The organism is Subsaximicrobium wynnwilliamsii (assembly GCF_007997225.1).
In the GTDB taxonomy this organism is placed as follows: domain Bacteria; phylum Bacteroidota; class Bacteroidia; order Flavobacteriales; family Flavobacteriaceae; genus Psychroserpens; species Psychroserpens wynnwilliamsii.
In genome coordinates this window covers 310,946-330,790 of sequence record NZ_VORM01000002.1, presented here as the reverse complement: position 1 = coordinate 330,790, position 19,845 = coordinate 310,946, and the positions used below count along the sequence as shown (strand labels likewise).

Here is a 19,845-nt window from a genome sequence, read left to right as displayed (position 1 = left end):
TCAATATTATAACCAACAACCCTAAAAATGAACTTTAAACAAGATGGATTACAATAACAAACCCGAAACTTACTACAAATTCCCAAGACCTGAAATGTTGGAGTTCTTGCCCAAAGAGGCTCAATGCGTTTTGGATGTGGGTTGTGGTCAAGGTACATTTGGTGGCCAAATTAAAAACCTTAATAATGCCGAAGTTTGGGGTATTGAGTACATGCCAAATGAAGGTGAGATGGCAAAATCAATCCTGGACAAAGTATTTATTGGGGCTGTAGAAGACTTCTTAACTGACTTACCTAACAACTATTTTGACGTCATTTATTTCAATGATGTTTTAGAGCATTTAGCCTATCCAGACCAGGTGCTTAAGGATTTAAAACCCAAACTCAAGAGCAAAGGATTGATTATTAGTTCAATTCCAAACATGCGGTATTTCCGAAGTTTTAAAAAATTGGTTGTCAATGGTGATTGGGATTATCAAGATCATGGTGTTATGGACAAAACACACTTGCGCTGGTTCACTAAAAAGAGCATTAGGAAAATGTACGAAAGCATTGGTTTTAAAATACTTCAACACCAAGGTATCAATCCAAGTGGCTCCATAAAACCTTTGCTTTATAATATCCCTTTTTGTTTTACCGCATTAGACATCAAATACAAACAATTTGCTACTGTAGCCCAAAAAATCGATTTACAAAAATGACTACTGAACAGCAAAAAATAGAAGTCCAAAAAGCACTTCAAGCCTTAAAAAAAGGCGGCCTCATACTCTACCCCACCGACACCGTTTGGGGCATTGGCTGTGATGCCACAAATGCCGAAGCCGTTCAAAAAATCTATAAGCTCAAGCAGCGCGACGACTCGCAAGCCTTGATTTGTATGGTAAACAATTATGGCATGCTAGAAAAACATGTGGATAACGTCCCTAAGATGGCCTATACCATTTTAGACGTCGCTATAAAACCTACTACCATCATTTATGACCATCCGGCTGGTGTTGCAGAGAATCTCATAGCGGCAGATAACACACTTGCCATTCGTGTGGTTAAGCACAAATTTTGTGAACAGCTCATTAAATATCTTGGCAAACCTTTGGTATCTACCTCAGCCAATATTAGCAGTCAACCCACTCCAAAAAGCTACAAAGAAATAAGCGAGCACATTTTAAAAGGTGTGGACTATGTCGTAAATTTGCAAAACGAAAAAAGCGCGTCACAGCCATCGGCGATTATTAAGTTGGGCAATGATGGAAAAGTAGTTGTTGTTAGGGAATAAATTAAAGTTGCCACAAACCTGCCTGCCGGCAGGCAGGTACACGAATATAATTTTTTTGAAGCATATTTAAATTCTATGTACTGTCACTAATTTCCCTGTCTTATGAAAAAGCTTTAACAAATCTAATCTTATAATAATGGCAAATATTCTTTATAAAGACGAAAGTTATGCAATAGTTGGAGCGTTATTCGATGTGTATAATCATTTAGGAAGTGGTTTTTCTGAAATCGTATATAAGGATGCCCTAGAATATGAATTCAAAGACAGGGCCATTCCTTTTCAAAGAGAAAAAGAATATGCTGTAGCTTATAAGGACGTTTTTTTAAGTCATAAATTTTATGCAGATTTTGTGGTTTTCGATAAGATAATCTTAGAAATAAAATCTATAGAAAACTTGAATGACAAACAGCTTTCACAATGCATCAATTATTTAAAGGTCTCTCAACTTAAATTAGCCATTTTAGCTAATTTCCATAAAGATCTACTGGACCACAAAAGAATACTCTTATAACAGCGGTTAAAATATCTAAGCAAAAGACTTTAGTCTTATCTAATAAAAAAAAGATTCGTGCATTCGTGGCAAAAAATCCACAACCATTAGTCAATTAAACATGAATTATAAAGAAGCCCTAAAAAACCCCATCTTTAAAATCATAAGCCAAGCTGCCAAAGACATTGGCGTGGATAGCTATGTGATTGGTGGTTTTGTTCGAGATCACATCTTAGAGCGCGGCGAACACAAAGATATTGATATCGTCGCAATTGGTAGCGGTATCAAACTCGCCAAACAAGTGGCTAAAAACCTCCCGAATTCCCCAAAGGTGCAAGTCTTTAAGACCTATGGCACCGCCATGTTGGTGTATGAGGATATGGATATTGAATTTGTTGGCGCCCGCAAGGAATCCTATACCCAAGACAGTAGAAATCCCATCGTAGAGAATGGAAGCCTGCAAGACGACCAGAACCGCCGCGATTTCACTATCAATGCCATGGCATTGAGTTTGAGTGCCGATAGCTTCGGAAACCTGCTCGATCCCTTCAATGGCGTTGAGGATTTGGAGCACAAAATCATCAGAACGCCGTTGGATCCCGACATTACCTATAGCGATGATCCTTTGCGCATGATGCGCGCCATACGATTCGCCACCCAACTTAATTTCACGATTGAAGCAGCTTCCTTGGAGTCTATTTTCAGAAATAAGGAACGTATAAAAATCATTACCAAGGAACGTATCGTTGTGGAGCTGAATAAAATACTGCTCAGCGAAACGCCTTCCGTAGGATTTTTACTGCTTGAAAAAACCGGCCTTTTAGAATTCATACTTCCAGAGCTTACCGCCCTCAAAGGTATTGATGAGGTGGAAGGACAAACCCATAAGGATAACTTTTATCACACTTTGGAGGTGGTCGATAATATTGCCAAAAACACTGAAGATGTTTGGCTGCGTTGGGCTGCTTTACTCCACGATATTGGAAAGGCACCCACCAAGAAATTCAGCAAAAAAGTGGGCTGGACCTTTCATGCTCATGAGTTTGTGGGCTCTAAAATGGTCTATAAACTCTTCAAGCGGCTCAAAATGCCCTTGAATGAGAAAATGAAATTTGTTCAGAAAATGGTGTTCATGAGCTCCCGTCCCATTGTGTTGGCACAGGACATGGTAACCGACTCGGCAGTGCGACGTCTCATTTTTGATGCTGGAGAGTATGTGGAGGATTTGATGATTTTATGCGAAGCCGATATTACCACCAAAAACCCCAAACGCTTTAAAAAATACCATAAGAATTTCCAAGTGGTGCGTCAAAAGATTGATGAAGTTGAAGCCCGCGACCATGTTCGCAATTTTCAACCTCCAGTTTCGGGAGAGGAAATCATGGAGGCTTTTGATCTGAAACCTTCCCGGGAAATCGGTCAAATCAAGGAAGCCATCAAAGAAGCCATTTTAGAAGGTGATATCCCAAATGAACATGAAGCAGCACATCAATTGATGCTGAAATTAGGCGAAAAACTCGGACTCAAAGCCACGTTATGAACATACAAAACACCTTTAGAAAAACCGCCAAAATTGCTGTGGTTTTGATTTACATCGTAATTATTGCTGGCGCAGTGGTGCGCATGACAGGCTCTGGCATGGGCTGTCCAGATTGGCCTAAATGTTTTGGATACTACATCCCACCAACCGATATTTCCCAGCTTCAGTTCCATCCAGATCACGAGTATAAAAAAGGCGTCATCATCATGCAAAATGAGCAACTGTGGGTGGCTATAGAAGATTTCAAATCTACAGAGGCCATAAACCCAATCCACTGGGAGGTTTATACCAAACACGATTACGCACAGTTCAATCCAACCCATACTTGGGTAGAATACATCAATCGCCTTTCTGGAGTAGTAGCGGGAATTCCCATCCTGATTTTTACAATAGTATCCTTCTGGTTGTGGCGTAAAAACAAATGGCTTACCATCTTATCGATTGCCACAGTGCTTGGGATGGGCTTTCAAGCTTGGCTGGGCAAAACTGTGGTTGATTCTAATTTGGCACCTTATAAAATTTCCATTCACATGCTCATGGCGCTGGTTATCGTGGCTTTTATTCTTTACCTTATCTATGCCTCAAAAAGTAGCTTTAAAGACCAAGTCTATGACGTGAGATTTAAAAATCTTTTGATTTTTGCGATTATCCTGTCGTTGATGCAAATTATTTTGGGTATTCAGGTTAGGCAATATATCGATGAGCAAGTCAAGGCCATAGGTTATGTGAAATCGGAATGGCTAGACAATCCCACGCTCAAATTCTATGTGCACCGTAGTTTTTCAATAGCTGTGTTTCTATTGAATGGATGGCTGTGGTACCGCAACCGCACATTAAAGCTCAATTACAAAAAAACCAATGTCTTGATGCTCTGTATTCTTGCTGAAATTTTAACAGGCATCCTCATGTACTACTTCGATTTTCCATTTTTAACCCAACCATTGCATCTCGTGATTGCAACCATCATGATTGGCGTGCAGTTCTATATTTTGTTGGAAAGTCGCGCGAAAAATCGCGTTGAGGAGAACAGGGCAATTAACACATAAATAGTATCTTTGCAGCTCAAATTTTTGTTATGATTTATAAATTCAGAATACTTTTAGATAGCGAAGCCGAAGATGATGTGTTTCGTGATATCGAGATCAGGGAAACCGACACTTTGGAAGATTTACACAATGCCATTACCCAATCTTTTGGTTTTGATGGTATCGAAATGGCCTCCTTTTATGTGAGTAATGAGCAGTGGGATCAAGGCGAGGAAATCTCTATGATTGATGTGAATGACACTTATGATGATAAACGAACCATGAGCGAAACCGCTCTGAACGACGTGGTCAATAAAAAACAGACCAAACTTATCTATGTTTATGACTTTTTAAGCATGTGGACCTTCTTGGTTGAATTGGCTGATGTTGCTGAAGAAGCAGAAGGCACCGATTATCCCAATCTCATGTTCGCACATGGTCAAATCCCAGATACTGCCCCAGAAAAGTCTTTTGAAGCTGAAAATTTTGATGATGAGTTTGATGAGTTCAACGACGATTTGGACATCGACGATTATGAAGATCTAGATTTTGATGAGAACTGGAATTAAAATTTTCGAGTCATGATGGATTTTACATTTTATCTGAAGGAAGGCGTTAACCACATCCTCGATTTTGACGCCCTTGATCATTTATATTTCATCGTATCCTTCTGTTTAATTTATACCTTTCAGGATTGGCGGAAACTGCTCGGCCTGGTCACCGCCTTCACGGTAGGCCATTGCTTGACGCTTTTTCTCTCCGGAATGCAATTGGTTAGCATTGATGCCGACCTGGTGGAAACCTTGATTCCTATTACCATCTTACTTAGCTGTCTCAATAATTATTGGATGCTTGCGAAAGTCAATCCGCAGCAACAATCCGTAGTTGTAACCTATTTTATTCTTTTGGCTTTCGGCCTCATACACGGACTTGGATTTTCAAACTATATCAAAATGATGATTTTTGATGATGAATCTGTGGTCTTGCCACTGCTCGGTTTTAACGTGGGCATTGAAGTGGCTCAGTTGATCATTGTGGCATTATTTCTAGGGGTAATGGCATTGGTTCATATCAAAACCAACAAATTGAAATGGGTGCGATTGGCAATCAATACCGTGATTGTTGTTTTGGTGCTCCAAATGATTTTCTTCTGAAAAATCTGCCGTTTATAGCTTGATTTTTGTGCTTTTCCATGCTTCCTGTTTACCTCCAACAATTCCGTTCGTGTGCGCTTCATCTTTTTCTGAAAACCACTTTCTAACTCAGTTTAATTCATTCTTATCAACTAAAATTTCTATTACTAGGAAGACCATGGTGGAAATCCCCAACCTCGGCTTCACTGACCTCAATCAAATGCAGTCCACCTGATGATCCTCCAATCTAGGCTGTCTCCAACAATGGTTTTGTAACAAATGTTGAAGTAGCTCGTCGAACCAGCACAACCATCTCAACGGAAACTTTTCCGTAGAAAAAAATCAATCACATTTTGGAATCCATTCTAAGCATCAACAACCTCACTAAGAAATTTGGCTATCTCACAGCGGTCAAAGATTTGACTTTTGATATAAAAAAAGGCAATGTCTATGGCATTTTAGGCCCAAACGGAAGCGGAAAGTCAACCACGCTGGGCATTGTGCTCAACGTGGTCAACAAAACCTCGGGCAGTTTCAATTGGTTCGACGGCAAGGTCTCTACCCACAATGCACTCAAAAAAGTGGGAGCCATAATTGAGCGTCCCAACTTTTACCCCTACATGACCGCCGCGCAAAATCTCAAGCTCGTTTGCCGCATCAAAGGCGTTGAACCTGCAAAAATTGAAGAAAAGCTGGAGTTGGTAGGCTTGTTGGACCGTAAAAACCATAAATTCAGCACCTATTCTTTGGGGATGAAACAGCGTTTGGCCATTGCCTCTGCCCTATTGAACGATCCAGAGATATTGATTCTCGACGAGCCTACCAACGGCCTCGACCCTCAGGGGATCCATCAAATTAGACAAATCATTAAAGAGATTGCCGCTACCGGGACTACCATTCTTTTGGCATCACACATGCTCGATGAAGTAGAGAAAGTCTGCTCCCATGTGGTGGTTTTAAGAAAAGGCGAAAAATTATATTCCGGTCGGGTGGATGAAATGATCGCCAGCCACGGATTTTTCGAACTGAAATCCCAACAACACGAAGCACTTCTCAAGGTTTTGGAAGAAGACCCAATATTCGGAACCATTAGCGTTGAAAATGAACTCATCAAGGTCATTCTTTTAGAACCTATGGATGCCTCAAGTTTCAACAGGCTCATGTTTGATAAGGGCATCGTGCTTTCTCATCTTGTGAAACGCAAGGAAAGTTTGGAAGAACAATTCCTTCAGCTAACCGATAACAACAACGACCAAAAGCTTCAAAGCAACTAAAACCCGATTATTTTTTTATTCGGAAACCACCAAACACAATCATCACCATGTTACGACTTTTAAAACTGGAACTTCAAAAATTACTGCTCAACCGTGCCAGTAAAATCTTGATCTTCATATCCTTTATCTTACCGTTTTTTGTCATTATCCTGTCTTCATTGCGTATCAATTTCTTCGGTCTCTTTGTCCTTGAACTTGGCCATTACGGACTGTTCAATTTCCCCATTGTTTGGCACATTACCACTTTTTTTGCGGCACAGTTCAAGTTCTTTTTTGCCATTGTGGTGGTAAGCATGATTGGCAATGAATACAGCAACAAAACCATCAAGCAAAACCTGATTGACGGTTTGAGCAAAAAGGAATTCATTCTGTCTAAATTTTATACCATTGTGTTCTTTTCAGCAGTGGCAACGGTTTTGATCTTTATCATTTGCCTCAGCATTGGGCTCTATTACTCGAGTATTAGTGAGGTCGCATTGATTTTCAGGGAAACCGAATTTCTTCTGGCATACTTTGTAAAGCTGGTCGGGTTTTTCAGTTTATGTCTGTTTTTGGGCATGTTGGTAAAACGCTCTGCCTTCGCTTTGGCATTTTTGTTCATGCTCTTTATTGTGGAATGGATCCTTTACGGACTCATGGCCTGGAAATTGGACGAGAACACTGCCGATCGTATTCAGAATTTCTTTCCGCTTAAATCCATGTGGAAATTGATAGACCAACCCTTCCAACGTATTGCAATCTCCAAGATGCCAGACAGTAAAGCGCTCATTTATGACTTTGCCGTGCATTGGTACGAAGTGGCGATTGTATTGGGCTGGACAGCGATTTTTATCTTTTTATCCTATAGATTATTAAAGCAGCGAGATTTGTAATATATTTAGTGACCCTTTTAGCGCCTCAGGCTCAAAACTCATAGTTTTCTTGCTATTTCGTGATCGGTTTTTGAGATTTGAAATCAGTATCTATCGAGGAGCTTTAAAGGAACATGCTAAATGCTACATGAAAAAGATTGCCGCTTTACTACTTTTGACCCTATTGACCACTGCTTCTACTTTTTCGCAACAAGAAGCCAGTTATTGGTACTTCGGAAAAAATGCAGGATTACGATTCTATGCGGGAGCGGGAACCGTAATTGCCTTGACCGATGGGCAAATTGATACTTTAGAAGGCTGTACCTCTATTTCAGACACCGAAGGCAATCTCTTGTTTTATTCCGATGGGCAAACTGTATGGAATGCCAATCACCAAATCATGGACAATGCCAATTACTTTGGCGGCAACGGCTTGTTGGGAGACCCGTCGAGCACTTCTTCTGGGCTCATCGTGCCGAAACCTCAAGACCCCAGCAAATTCTATGTTTTCACGGTAGATGAGCCACACCATCAAAATGCAAACGCCTATCCCAATCAATTTTCGGGAACTTACGATGGCGGTGGCTCAGTGCCGCAGCAGGATGATGGCTTTAATAATGGCTTCAATTATTCCTTGGTGGATATGACGCTTGATGGCGGTTTGGGTGATGTGGATCCAACCGAGAAGAACGTGCCACTGGTTAGTTATGACATTAACGATTCCGAAGAAATAAAATACAAATGCTCTGAAAAAATCACAGCGGTCAAAGCCGATGATTGCTATTCGTTTTGGGTCATTACCCATTTTACCAACAAATTTTATGCTTTCAAGGTAGATACCGATGGCGTTGAGACCACACCCGTAATATCTACTGTAGGGCCCAATGTGCCAATTTCTGGGTACCGTAGGAATGCTTTGGGCTACCTCAAAGCATCCCCCGACGGCACAAAATTGGCGGTGGCCCATTTGGGTTTTGCAACTACCCAAGGTGCCAATGCACCTGGTGGTGTTTATCTTTTTGACTTTGATAACGATACTGGCATTGTTTCCAATGCGCTGGAACTTTACGGTCCTGAAAATAACGACAGCCCTTATGGTGTGGAGTTTTCCGCAGAAAACAAGAAATTTTATGCCAGCATCAATGCAGGGCCTAATGGCATTGGTGCCAGTCAAGTGATCCAATGGGATTTGGAGAGTGACGACGTGCCAGCCTCTGCGATTGTGATTCATCAATCCAACATCTTTAACGCCGGCGCTTTGCAATTGGGATTGGACAAACGCATTTACAGAGCGCAAATCGACTTTTCAAATTCTAATTCTGGGCGCTTTCTTGGGGTCATCAATAATCCTGAGCTTACGGGAAATGCCGCCAATTATGATGAAACTGGCGTACTCTTGGATGTGACTGGCAGCTCTCAAAATTTGGGACGCATCGGGTTGCCTCCATTCATTCAGTCCCTTTTTAATTCACAAATAGACATCATAAAAAACGGCTTGAGCACCACCGAATTGAACCTTTGCACTGGCGATAATTACATGCTTATTGCTGAAGACATTGCAGGTGCCACCTATATTTGGACCCAAGATGGAAACCCTCTCGCCGAAACCAGCTATCAACTCATGGTTGACACCCCCGGTTTTTACGAGGTGTTCATCGAGCCTAATAATGGCGAATGCCCCATTGAAGGCAATGCCGTTGTGGGTGTTTTTGACATTCCAACAGCAACGCAACCCGATGACCTTTTGGTATGTGCAGATGCCAACACCAACAATTTTGACCTTAGTGTTAAGGATCTAGAAATTTTGGACGGCCAAGCTCCAGAAGATTATGTGGTCAAGTATTTTACAACGGAAGCACAGGCGCTTTTGGGCCAAGACGAAATTATGGGCAATTTTTATACAACAGAAGCTTTACAGACCATTTATGCGCGTGTTGAAAATCGTGACAATCCCAATTGCTACGCGCTTACCAGCTTTACTTTTAGCGTTGCTGAACAAGCCCAAATCATAAATCTGGAAGATCTCACATTGTGTGATACCGATTTTAGCGGAGATGCGATGGATGGGTTTACAAGCATCGACCTTAGTGCTCTTGCGGAAGGCATTTTAGGTACGCAAGATGCTGCTGATTTTGGCATAACTTTTCACAATTCACAAGCAGATGCCGATAACAATGTTGCTGCCATCGCTGAAGTTTATGCGAATAGCAACCCAAATGCTGAAGTCATTTTTGTGCGTGTTGAAAATACGCAAAAGCCTAAATGTTACGTCACCAGCAGTTTTACCCTAACAATCAACAATGCTCCCGAAGCCATTGACAGCACGATTATTCAGTGTGATGAAGACGGCATTCCGGAGGGCTACACCATTTTCAACCTGAATGAAGTTTTTGATGCCATAACCAATAACGCTGCCAACCGCCAGATTCAATTTTACGAAACACGTGCAGACCTTGAAAATGACAACGACGAAATTAATGCCGATGCCTTTGAGAATTATGTGAGTCCGCAAATTATTTATGCCCTCGTAACCAACACCCAAACCGGTTGCAGCAATACTGCTGAAGTGACCTTAGAAACCAGCAGCACCGCCTCCAACGATACAGGCCTAGATGCATGTGATGACGACGGAACGGAAGATGGGTTTTACAATTTCAACCTTCAAGATGCGGAAGCTGCCATTCTATTCGGTTTGCCAACAAATCTCGATCTCTCTTATTATGAAACCTACGACAACGCACTTACAGAAACCGATGCCTTGGGCAACAGCTTTACCAACAGCACTCCTTACAATCAAACCATCTATACCAGGGTGGAAAATGCGAACGCCTGTTTCGGTATATCCAAAATTGAATTGATAGTTTATGAGCTTCCGAATCTGCTTCCAGAAGAAACCGTTTATTATTGCCTGAATACCTTTCCGCAGCCCATCACTTTGAGTGGTGGTTTGATAGAAGGCATCCCGAACAATTATTACTACGAATGGTCCACCGGAGAAACCACCTCTGAGATTGAGATCAACGCCGCTGGCACTTATAGCGTTCGTGTGACCACCACCGATGGCTGTTTTAAAGACAGAACGATTAGTGTTTTGCCGTCTAACATTGCGACCATTACCAACATTGAAATTACCGATGCCAGCTCAAACAACAGCATTTCGGTGCTGGTCTCTGGAGAGGGCAGCTACCAATACGCCTTGGACAATCCCAACGGCTCGTATCAAGACAGCAATGTTTTTGAGAACGTGCCTTTTGGGTTCCATACAGTGTATGTGCGGGACGTGAAAAATGACTGCGGCATTGTGGATGAGCTCGTTTCTGTGATTGGTTTCCCAAAATATTTTACGCCCAATGGCGACACTCATAATCCGTATTGGCAGGTAAAAGGGATTTCATCCAATTTCCAGCCCGATTCCCAAATTCTAATTTATGACCGCATGGGCAAACTGCTCAGGGAATTGGACCCCTTGGGTCCAGGATGGGACGGCACTTGGAACGGTAACAACATGCCATCGAGCGATTATTGGTTCGTGGTAAAGCTTCAGGACGGCCGTACTTTTAAAGGTCATTTTTCATTAAAACGCTAAGATCAAATAATGCAACAAAACCCGATTTTTTTCAAAACGTATGTCTTCCTAATTTTTATTTTTGGAATCTTTTCAGTTTCAGTAAGTGCGCAAGCGCCCAATGATTGTCAGTTCGCTGTGATTGTTTGTGGCAATTCCAGTTTGAGTGTTGATGTAAGTGGCGTTGGCTCTCAAGAATTGAACAATTCAAACACCTGTCAAAGTCAGGAAAACAATAGCATTTGGCTTACCGTCAATATTGCCACTTCAGGCACTTTGGGATTCACCTTGACTCCACAAAGCACTAACATCAATGAAGATTATGACTTTTTTGTCTTTGGACCCAATGTGAGTTGTGGTAATATAGGGCAAGCGATTCGCTGCTCCACCACAAACCCTGCAGCTTCAAATCAAGGCAATAATTTAACGGGAATGAACGCTGCATCCACAGAAACCAGCGAAGGCCCGGGTGATCTTGGCAACAGTTTTGTAAAACAATTGGATGTGCTGGCCGGCGAAAGCTATTTTATCGTGATTGACAGACCGGTTGGGAACAGTCCGTTTTCACTGGAATGGACCGGCACGGCGACCTTTCCCGACAATCCTTCAAACCCATTGACCCAAGAAGAAACCAACCTTGAGATTTGTGATAATCTTGTGCCTTTTTCCGACGGAATAGCACAAGTGGATATCAACGCATTAAAAACCACAATCACTAATGGCGAATTGGACAAGATGGTAAGTTTTCACAGTTCGGAAAGTGATGCGATTTTGAACACAGACGCCTTATCAACTGTTTTTGAAAATACCGCGAGTCCGCAAACCTATTTTATTCGCATCGAAAACAGTATTACCGGATGTTTTATTTTGAATGAATTCACGCTTACCGTCAACACCTTATCCAATTTTAATACACCCAGTAATTTTGAACTTTGTGACGATGAGACCGATGGCAATGCCTTTAACGGCCAAACCCGTTTTGATTTCAATCTCAAGACCGAAGAAATCATAGCCAACATTCCCGATATAGACTACAGCATAAACTACTATTCCTCGTTGAGTGATGCCCAAACTGAAACTGCCGCGTTGCCTTTAAATTATGACAACACAGCGCCAACTCCTATTGAAGTTTTTGTTCGCATTGATGACAATACTTCTAATTGTGTGGCGATTACGTCGTTTAACCTCGAAGTTTTAGAGATTCCGGTGGCAAATGATATTTCGATTATACAATGTGATGAAGATGGTCTTCCGGAAGGATTTACCCTATATGACTTGACAGATTATTCCGAATTTATTAGCGATGACGAGCCCAACAGAGACCTGAAGTTTTATACCTCCATGGCAGACTTAGAGAACGATGAAGATGAAATCGATGCCACTGCCTTTACAAATGATGTGAGTCCGCAAATTGTTTTTGCACTCGTGATCAACACCCAAACCGGTTGCAGCAATACTGCTGAAGTGACCTTAGAAACCAGCAGCACCGCTTCCAACGATACAAGCCTCGAAGCATGTGATTACGACGGAACGGAAGATGGGTTTTACAATTTCGACCTTCAAGATGCGGAAGCTGCCATTCTATTGGGTTTGCCAATTGATTTAAATCTCAGTTATTACGAAACCTATGAAAATGCTTTAACCGAAACAGACGTTCTGGGCAACAGCTTTACCAACAGTATTCCTTACAATCAAACCATCTATGCCAGGGTGGAAAATGCAAACGCCTGTTTCGGTATATCCAAAATTGAATTGATAGTTTATGAGCTTCCGAATCTACTTCCAGAAGAAACCGTTTATTATTGCCTGAATACCTTTCCGCAGACCAGCACTTTGACTGGTGGTTTGATAGAAAGCCTCCCGAACAATTATTACTACGAATGGTCCACCGGAGAAACCACCTCTGAGATTGAGATCAACGCCGCTGGCACTTACAGCGTTCGTGTGACCACCACCGATGGCTGTTTCAAAGACAGAACGATTACTGTTTTGCCGTCTAACATTGCGACCATTACCAACATTGAAATTACCGATGCCAGCTCAAACAACAGCATTTCGGTGCTGGTCTCTGGCGAGGGCAGCTACCAATACGCCTTGGACAATCCCAACGGACTGTATCAAGACAGCAATGTGTTTGAGAACGTGCCTTTTGGGTTCCACACGGTGTATGTGCGGGACGTGAAAAATAACTGCGGCATTGTGGATAAGCTCGTTTCTGTGATTGGTTTCCCAAAATATTTTACGCCCAATGGCGACACTTATAATCCGTATTGGCAAGTGAAAGGGATTTCATCCAATTTCCAGCCCGATTCCCAAATTCTAATTTATGACCGCATGGGCAAACTGCTCAAAGAATTAGATCCCTTGGGCCCTGGATGGGACGGCACTTGGAACGGCCAGCTTATGCCATCGAGCGACTATTGGTTCGTGGTAAAGCTTCAGGACGGACGAACTTTTAAGGGTCATTTTTCATTGAAACGATAGATAAATCGGTACATGTTTTTAAAACAAAATCTTTTATGTTTTCTAGTGCTTATGTCGCTATATGCAGAGGCTCAGGACATCGCGCTCTATCAGCAATTCAATGGGCGTTTTGATTATACTGCGATAGGCAACAGCTTCAACTTGACTGAAAATGGCACCTCCATAGACTGTGAAATCCATACCGAAGCTTCCGCAGAACTTACTTTAAATGCCAATCAAAGCATCGTTGCCGCTTACCTCTATTGGGCAGGTTCTGGCACGGGCGATTTCGAAATAAAATTAAACGGACAAGCGATTTCTGCTGAACGTAGCTTTAATGATTCTTTAGATGAAAATCGCGTGTTTTTTGCTGGCTTTGCCGATGTGACGAGTCAGCTTCAACTGGGAGGTAGTGGTATGTATACGGTTTCCGATTTGGATTTATCCGAGGTGATTGCGCCTTACTGTTCCTCAGGCACCAATTTTGCTGGTTGGGCAATCGCTGTTATTTATGAGGAAGACAGCCTTCCGCTAAATCAACTCAACGTTTACGACGGCTTGCAAAGTGTGCCTGAAAATTTGACCATTACCTTGAATAATTTGAACGTATTGGATAATCAAGGCGCCAAGATTGGTTTTATTGCTTGGGAAGGCGATGCTGCATTGGCAGTTAACGAGCAGCTTTCAATCAATGGAAACGCCATTAGCAACCCACCGTTAAATCCTATAAACAACGCCTTTAACGGCACCAACAGTTTTACTGGCGCCACCAATCTTTACAATATGGATATTGATGTTTATGACATTCAAAATAATATTGATGTGGGCGACAGTGCCGCGACGATTTCGCTAACCTCTGGTCAGGATTTTGTGATGATCAACAACATCATTACAGTGTTGAACAGCCAAACTCCAGACGCCAGCATCCGTTTGAACGATAATGCTATTGCCTGCGGCGATTCTAACATTCTCCTCAATTATACCGTCTATAACACCAACAGTACTGATCCCCTACCCGGCCAAACTCCAATTGCGTTCTATGTGGATGGTGTTTTAGTGGGCCAGACAACAACCCAAAATGAGATTGCCATAAATGCTTCGGAAACCGGAAGTATTGACATTATGATTCCCGAAACCGATGCCACTTCGATCGAAATCACAGCGGTAGTGGATGACGACGGCACCGGAAACGGCATTGTAACAGAAAATAATGAGAACAACAACAGCAATACCCAAGTTTTGGAATTGCTAATTTTATCTCCAGTGATTCCCATTGCAGGTGCATTGGCTTGTAATGAAGGCTTAGGCACTGGAACTTTTGATTTGGAGGCGATTTTGAACGCTCAGGTCAATACGAGTCTTAACATCACTTTTTACGAGTCTTTGGAGGATTTGGCGGCAGATACTTTTGAAATCACAAATCCGTCAGCCTACACTTCCAACAGCGACATGCAAATGGTTTATGCGAAGGTCGCGAATTTACCTTGTTATGAGCGTTATGCCTTTGCGTTGACTGTTGAGAATTGTCCGCCATTTGTCCCACAGGGGTTTTCCCCAAATGAGGATGGCGCCAATGATTGGTTCAACATCCAAGGTTTATATGATATTTTTGAGCGGCATGAGCTCAAAATCTACAACCGCTACGGAACACTAATTTTTGAAGGCGACAACAGTTTACGATGGGAAGGACGCATCAATAGAGGCTTGAACAATCATGGAAATTTAGTGCCGGTGGGTACTTATTTTTACATTCTCAATTTAAACGACCCCAACTACAAACCCATTCAGGGCTGGGTGTACGTGAATTATTGATAATTTCAACAAGTGACTATTGCAACGATAAATTACCCGAAAGTTGCTTCAAGGTAATTTCCGATAATTTAGCCAGATAAATGGCATTGCTCAAACGTAAGGTTGCATTGATATAATTGAGTTGCGCTGTTCTAAACTCGATGGTTGGGATGGTGCCTATTTTATATTTGGCCAAAGTAATATCGAGGTTTTCTTTGGCGATTTCTTCGTTCTTGGTTTCCAATTCTATCAAACTCAAATTGGTTATGTAGGTCTGGAACGCAGTTTGCAACTGTGAGTTTATGGTTTGCGTTTGCTGTTCAATCGCGATGGTTGTCGTTTCGATTTGAAGCTTTGCTATTTTCTCGTTCCTATTTTGGTTAGATCCATTAAAAATGTCAATACTCGCCGTAAAGCCGTAGTTCCAGCCTTGTGCCCTATTTTCTGTGGCAAAGCCTAAACTAAATTCTGAATCACTGAAATTATAACCTGTATTGGCTGTAATAACGGGATAGCGATTCCTTTTAATTTGTTTTAATTCCAATTCTGAAATACGCTTTGCGATCAATTGCGCTTGCAATTCTGGATTTTGGGTCGAGGCCAAACGTTCCAACTCATCTAATTTTAAGTTGTTTGCAATGAGGACCTCATCATTGACCTTAAAATCGATTTGAGTATCTCGCGCCATGATTTCATTGAGCCTGATTTTGGTATTGGCATACATTTCAATCTGCCTTATTTGCAGCGTCCTGTCGGTATTGAGATCGACCTGGGCATTGAGCACTTCCAATTTGGAGGCTTTACCGATGCTAAACCGGTTATCTGCCAAATCCACTCGCTGTTGGGAAATGACCAAGGTACTATCCAGCGCCGTCAACTGCTGCTGCTGTTGCACCAAATCATAATAGGTAATCATCACGTCACTTGCGCGACCCAATACGGTGCTTTGCAATTCCGCCTTTCCCAATTTTTGAAGTTCCTTTAACCGGTCGTAACGCGCAAACATACTCAAACCATCAAAAATAGTCCAGTCTAAGCCTACCCCATAATTGAGGTTGTTGTTTTTGGCATTATCCAATTCAACGACGCTGCCGTCTGACCGGGTTTGTGAAATATTTTGGGTACTATTATTCCCGCTGGCGTCGGCAAAAACCCTTGGGAGCATTCCCGCAAACCCAGGACTTACACCAAGCGAATCCACCTTAAGATCATTCTCTGCCAAACGAATTTCATAATTGTTTTCCAGCGCAATTTCTACCGCTGCTTCAAGCGTCAAAACCTCTTGGGCATATGTTTGCAAGGCACAGATTCCCAAGCAAGCACTAAGAAAAAGGGACCACAATTTATACGGCTTCATAACTATCGATTTTATCAAATTCTGGGCGTTTTTTCTTTTCTCTACTCCATAACATATAAATGGATGGGATGACAAACAAGGTCAACACCAATGAAAACATGGTGCCTCCAATAATAACAACCCCCATACCAATACGGCTTGTAGAAGCAGCACCCAAAGACAGTGCAATGGGCAATGCCCCCAAAGCAATGGTTAAACTCGTCATCAAAATTGGACGCAATCTGGACTCTGAAGCCTTCATGATGGCTTGGTGTTTACTCAAGCCTTCTTCCCGCAGTTGGTTGGCAAACTCCACAATGAGGATCCCGTTTTTTGTGACCAGCCCAATGAGCATGATGGTACCAATTTGACTAAAGATATTCCAAGTCTGTCCAAATAACCAAAGTGAAAATAGGGCTCCTGCAACCGCCATAGGCACCGTTAGGATAATCACAAACGGATCTATAAAACTTTCGAACTGCGCCGCTAAAATCAGGAATATGAGCAATAGTGCCAAGCCAAATGCAAAAAGCGTGTTGGAACTACTTTCAACAAAATCTCGGGATTCCCCGCCCAAATCTGTGGTAAAGGAATCGTCCAAAACTTTATCCCTTATAGATTCCATGGCTTCAATACCATCGTTGATACTCATGCCAGGCGCCAAACTTGCAGACACCGTTGCAGACATATAGCGGTTGTTGTGAAAGAGTTGTGGCGGACTGCTTTGTTCTTCCGTAGTGACCAAATTATCCATCTGGATCAATTCCCCTTTATCGTTTTTAACAAACATCGACTTCAGGTCCATAGGGGCATTTCTGTCCTTTTGATCAAATTGTCCTATGACCTGATATTGCTTACCATTCATCATGAAATAGCCAAAACGCTGACCGCTTAACGCCAATTGCAAGGTTTGCGCCACATCCAACACTGAAACCCCTAGACTCTTGGCTTTATTGCGATCAATGGTCACGTAAATTTCAGGCTTATTGAACTTCAAATCCACGTCTGTATTGGCGAACACAGCATTGTTTTCAGCTTCTTCCATGAACAGAGGAATCTTCTCTTTCAGCTTTTCAAAATTAGGTGCTTGAACGATGTATTGAATAGGCATCCCACCTCTTCTATTGACCGCAATGGTTGGCGATTCAGAAACACTTGTGCGGGCGTTTTCAAAAGTTCTGGTCCATTTGGTAAGATCTTCAGCGATTTCCTTCTGCGAGCGTTCCCGGTCACTAGGGTCTACCAATGAAATAATGGCGAGCCCACTATTGACCGACGAAGATCCCCAACCTGGAGACGTAATGATCAAACTCACTTTCTTTTCAGGGATGGAATCGTTGATGAGCTCCGTAATTTCATTCATAAAACGGTCCATATAATCGTAAGACGCACCCTCTGGGGCAGAAACGCTAAGACGAATATAACTTCTATCATCATAGGGAGCAGTTTCCTTCTGAAGCAAACTGTAGAACACCCCGATCATAACGATGCAGACGATCAAAACCGGGAAACTCCACCATTTATTCTTCATGAATTTACCAAGTGAACTCGCATAGGCTTTATTCATTTTTACAAAATAGCCTTCCGTAACCCGATAAAATTTTGTCTGGTTCTGTTTCCCGGGCTTCATCATGTAAGCATTCAGCATGGGAGTTAATGACAAAGACACAAATGCTGAAATCAATACCGCAGCCCCAATGACAATGCCAAATTCCCGAAATAAACGCCCCACAAAACCCTCAAGAAAGATTACCGGCAGAAATACTGCTGCCAAGGTGACCGAAATGGAAATAACCGCCATAAAAATCTCATTAGACCCTTTTATAGCTGCTTCAATGGGCGACATGCCCTCCTCTACTTTTTTATAGATATTTTCTGTGACCACAATCCCATCATCCACCACCAAACCCGTGGCCAATACAATCGCAAGCAGCGTTAATACATTAATGGAAAAACCGAACATCCACATGATAAAAAACGTGGCAATCAATGATACCGGAATATCGATAAGCGGACGCAGCGCCATGGACCAGTTTCTAAAAAAGAAAAAGATGACTAAAATAACCAAAACTATAGAAATGCCAAGGGTCTCGACCACTTCAGTGATGGCGCGCTTGACAAAGAGTGTATCGTCAATAACGACGTTTAATTTAAAATCTTCGGGCAGAGCTTCCTTGAGTTTCTCAAATTCAGCATAAAAATCATCGGCAATGGCCACATAATTCGCTCCAGGCTGAGGTACGATGGCCAAAGCGACCATGGGTTGACCAGAATCGCTCAACTTGGTTTCCATATTCTCGGCTTCCAAAGTAGCCCTACCAACATCACTGAAGCGCACCACTCTTCCGCCTTCAGAGGTTATGATAATGTCGTTGAACTCTTCTTCGTTAGAAAGGTTGCCTATGGTTTTTACGGTCAATTCCGTATTTGCACCGGTTAGCTTTCCTGAAGGCAATTCGACATTTTGTGATAATAAAGCTTCCCTCACTTCTGCAACCGTCACGCCATAAGAGGCCAACTTGATGGGGTCAATCCACATGCGCATGGCATAGCGACGCTGCCCCCAAATTTGGACACTACTTACCCCAGGAATGGTTTGCAAACGTTGTGCGAGCACATTATCGGCATAATCTGTAAGTTCCAAAATGTTTTTATTATCACTCTGAACCGTCATTGAAATGATGGCACGGGAATCGGCATCAGCCTTTGAAACCACGGGTGGTGCATCAATATCCTGCGGCAAGCTCCTTACCGCCTGAGAGACTTTATCACGAACATCGTTAGCGGCTTCCTCGAGATTTTTATCGAGATTGAATTCTATATTAATACGGCTAGACCCTTGGTTACTGGAAGAAGTCATGTTTCTAATGCCATCAATCCCATTTATGGATTTTTCGAGCGGTTCTGTAATTTGGGATTCAATAATATCGGCATTGGCACCCGAATAACTGGTACTTACCGATATTTGTGCAGGATCAATGGATGGGAATTCCCTAACGCCAAGATATGTAAAGCCAATAATCCCGAAAAGCACGAGCGTCAAATTCATGACAATCGTGAGCACGGGACGTTTTATACTTAAGGTAGATAAACTCATCAGTTTAA

14 protein-coding genes are annotated in these 19,845 nt (G+C 42.3%); 12 read left to right on the top strand and 2 right to left on the bottom strand.

What is annotated here, in order from left to right; all coding sequences use genetic code 11:
- The first annotated feature begins 43 nt into the window (after positions 1-43).
- The 12 genes from ESY88_RS02805 to ESY88_RS02750 all read left to right on the top strand — a co-directional run bounded on the left by ESY88_RS02805 (position 44) and on the right by ESY88_RS02750 (position 15,425).
- Positions 44-700 carry a class I SAM-dependent methyltransferase gene (locus tag ESY88_RS02805; protein ID WP_147085405.1) on the top strand — a complete coding sequence of 219 codons (657 nt, stop codon included), beginning with the start codon at positions 44-46 and terminating at the stop codon, positions 698-700.
- The gene (locus tag ESY88_RS02800; protein WP_147085404.1) at positions 697-1,272 is read left to right on the top strand and encodes an L-threonylcarbamoyladenylate synthase; all 576 of its coding nucleotides are present in this window, start codon (positions 697-699) and stop codon (positions 1,270-1,272) included. The genes ESY88_RS02805 and ESY88_RS02800 overlap by 4 nt, the downstream gene beginning before the upstream one ends.
- A 136-nt stretch (positions 1,273-1,408) precedes the next feature.
- On the top strand, positions 1,409-1,783 hold the full coding sequence (locus ESY88_RS02795; protein ID WP_147085403.1) for a GxxExxY protein: 375 nt from the start codon (positions 1,409-1,411) through the stop codon (positions 1,781-1,783).
- A 100-nt stretch (positions 1,784-1,883) separates the two neighbouring features.
- On the top strand, positions 1,884-3,302 hold the full coding sequence (locus ESY88_RS02790) for a CCA tRNA nucleotidyltransferase (protein WP_147085402.1): 1,419 nt from the start codon (positions 1,884-1,886) through the stop codon (positions 3,300-3,302).
- Positions 3,299-4,348 carry a COX15/CtaA family protein gene (locus ESY88_RS02785; RefSeq protein ID WP_189702496.1) on the top strand — a complete coding sequence of 350 codons (1,050 nt, stop codon included), beginning with the start codon at positions 3,299-3,301 and terminating at the stop codon, positions 4,346-4,348. The genes ESY88_RS02790 and ESY88_RS02785 overlap by 4 nt, the downstream gene beginning before the upstream one ends.
- Before the next feature lie 29 nt (positions 4,349-4,377).
- Positions 4,378-4,896, top strand: a complete 519-nt coding sequence (locus ESY88_RS02780; protein WP_147085401.1) for an IS1096 element passenger TnpR family protein — start codon at positions 4,378-4,380, stop codon at positions 4,894-4,896.
- A 12-nt stretch (positions 4,897-4,908) separates the two neighbouring features.
- Positions 4,909-5,481 (top strand): HupE/UreJ family protein, encoded by a 573-nt coding sequence (locus ESY88_RS02775; protein WP_147085400.1) that lies wholly within the window; start codon positions 4,909-4,911, stop codon positions 5,479-5,481.
- Positions 5,482-5,813: 332 nt separating this feature from the next.
- Positions 5,814-6,734 (top strand): ABC transporter ATP-binding protein, encoded by a 921-nt coding sequence (locus ESY88_RS02770; protein ID WP_147085399.1) that lies wholly within the window; start codon positions 5,814-5,816, stop codon positions 6,732-6,734.
- 47 nt (positions 6,735-6,781) lie between these two features.
- Entirely contained in the window at positions 6,782-7,606 is an 825-nt protein-coding gene (locus ESY88_RS02765) for an ABC transporter permease (protein WP_147085398.1), read from the top strand.
- A gap of 127 nt (positions 7,607-7,733) precedes the next feature.
- Entirely contained in the window at positions 7,734-11,171 is a 3,438-nt protein-coding gene (locus ESY88_RS02760; RefSeq protein WP_147085397.1) for a T9SS type B sorting domain-containing protein, read from the top strand.
- 9 nt (positions 11,172-11,180) lie between these two features.
- Complete coding sequence (locus ESY88_RS02755) at positions 11,181-13,634, top strand: T9SS type B sorting domain-containing protein (RefSeq protein WP_147085395.1); 2,454 nt, start codon at positions 11,181-11,183, stop codon at positions 13,632-13,634.
- A gap of 12 nt (positions 13,635-13,646) precedes the next feature.
- Positions 13,647-15,425 (top strand): gliding motility-associated C-terminal domain-containing protein, encoded by a 1,779-nt coding sequence (locus tag ESY88_RS02750; protein ID WP_147085393.1) that lies wholly within the window; start codon positions 13,647-13,649, stop codon positions 15,423-15,425.
- Between the two features lie 16 nt (positions 15,426-15,441).
- Here the strand turns inward: ESY88_RS02750 and ESY88_RS02745 are convergent, their stop codons facing one another.
- Positions 15,442-16,761: a TolC family protein gene (locus ESY88_RS02745; RefSeq protein WP_147085391.1), complete on the bottom strand. Its 1,320-nt coding sequence runs from the start codon at positions 16,759-16,761 to the stop codon at positions 15,442-15,444.
- A complete protein-coding gene (locus ESY88_RS02740) occupies positions 16,748-19,837 on the bottom strand; it encodes an efflux RND transporter permease subunit (RefSeq protein WP_147085389.1) in 3,090 nt (1,029 codons plus the stop codon). Before ESY88_RS02740 ends, ESY88_RS02745 begins: the two co-directional genes overlap by 14 nt.
- Positions 19,838-19,845 lie beyond the last annotated feature (8 nt).

Excerpts from the sequence above, each read along its gene's own strand:
- ESY88_RS02780 (WP_147085401.1), top strand. The coding sequence starts at position 4,378 with ATGATTTATAAATTCAGAATACTTTTAGATAGCGAAGCCGAAGATGAT.
- ESY88_RS02775 (WP_147085400.1), top strand. The coding sequence starts at position 4,909 with ATGATGGATTTTACATTTTATCTGAAGGAAGGCGTTAACCACATCCTC.
- ESY88_RS02795 (WP_147085403.1), top strand. The coding sequence starts at position 1,409 with ATGGCAAATATTCTTTATAAAGACGAAAGTTATGCAATAGTTGGAGCG.
- ESY88_RS02760 (WP_147085397.1), top strand. The coding sequence starts at position 7,734 with ATGAAAAAGATTGCCGCTTTACTACTTTTGACCCTATTGACCACTGCT.
- ESY88_RS02755 (WP_147085395.1), top strand. The coding sequence starts at position 11,181 with ATGCAACAAAACCCGATTTTTTTCAAAACGTATGTCTTCCTAATTTTT.
- ESY88_RS02805 (WP_147085405.1), top strand. The coding sequence starts at position 44 with ATGGATTACAATAACAAACCCGAAACTTACTACAAATTCCCAAGACCT.
- ESY88_RS02745 (WP_147085391.1), bottom strand. The coding sequence starts at position 16,761 with ATGAAGCCGTATAAATTGTGGTCCCTTTTTCTTAGTGCTTGCTTGGGA.
- ESY88_RS02750 (WP_147085393.1), top strand. The coding sequence starts at position 13,647 with ATGTTTTTAAAACAAAATCTTTTATGTTTTCTAGTGCTTATGTCGCTA.
- ESY88_RS02800 (WP_147085404.1), top strand. The coding sequence starts at position 697 with ATGACTACTGAACAGCAAAAAATAGAAGTCCAAAAAGCACTTCAAGCC.
- ESY88_RS02765 (WP_147085398.1), top strand. The coding sequence starts at position 6,782 with ATGTTACGACTTTTAAAACTGGAACTTCAAAAATTACTGCTCAACCGT.
- ESY88_RS02790 (WP_147085402.1), top strand. The coding sequence starts at position 1,884 with ATGAATTATAAAGAAGCCCTAAAAAACCCCATCTTTAAAATCATAAGC.
- ESY88_RS02740 (WP_147085389.1), bottom strand. The coding sequence starts at position 19,837 with ATGAGTTTATCTACCTTAAGTATAAAACGTCCCGTGCTCACGATTGTC.
- ESY88_RS02785 (WP_189702496.1), top strand. The coding sequence starts at position 3,299 with ATGAACATACAAAACACCTTTAGAAAAACCGCCAAAATTGCTGTGGTT.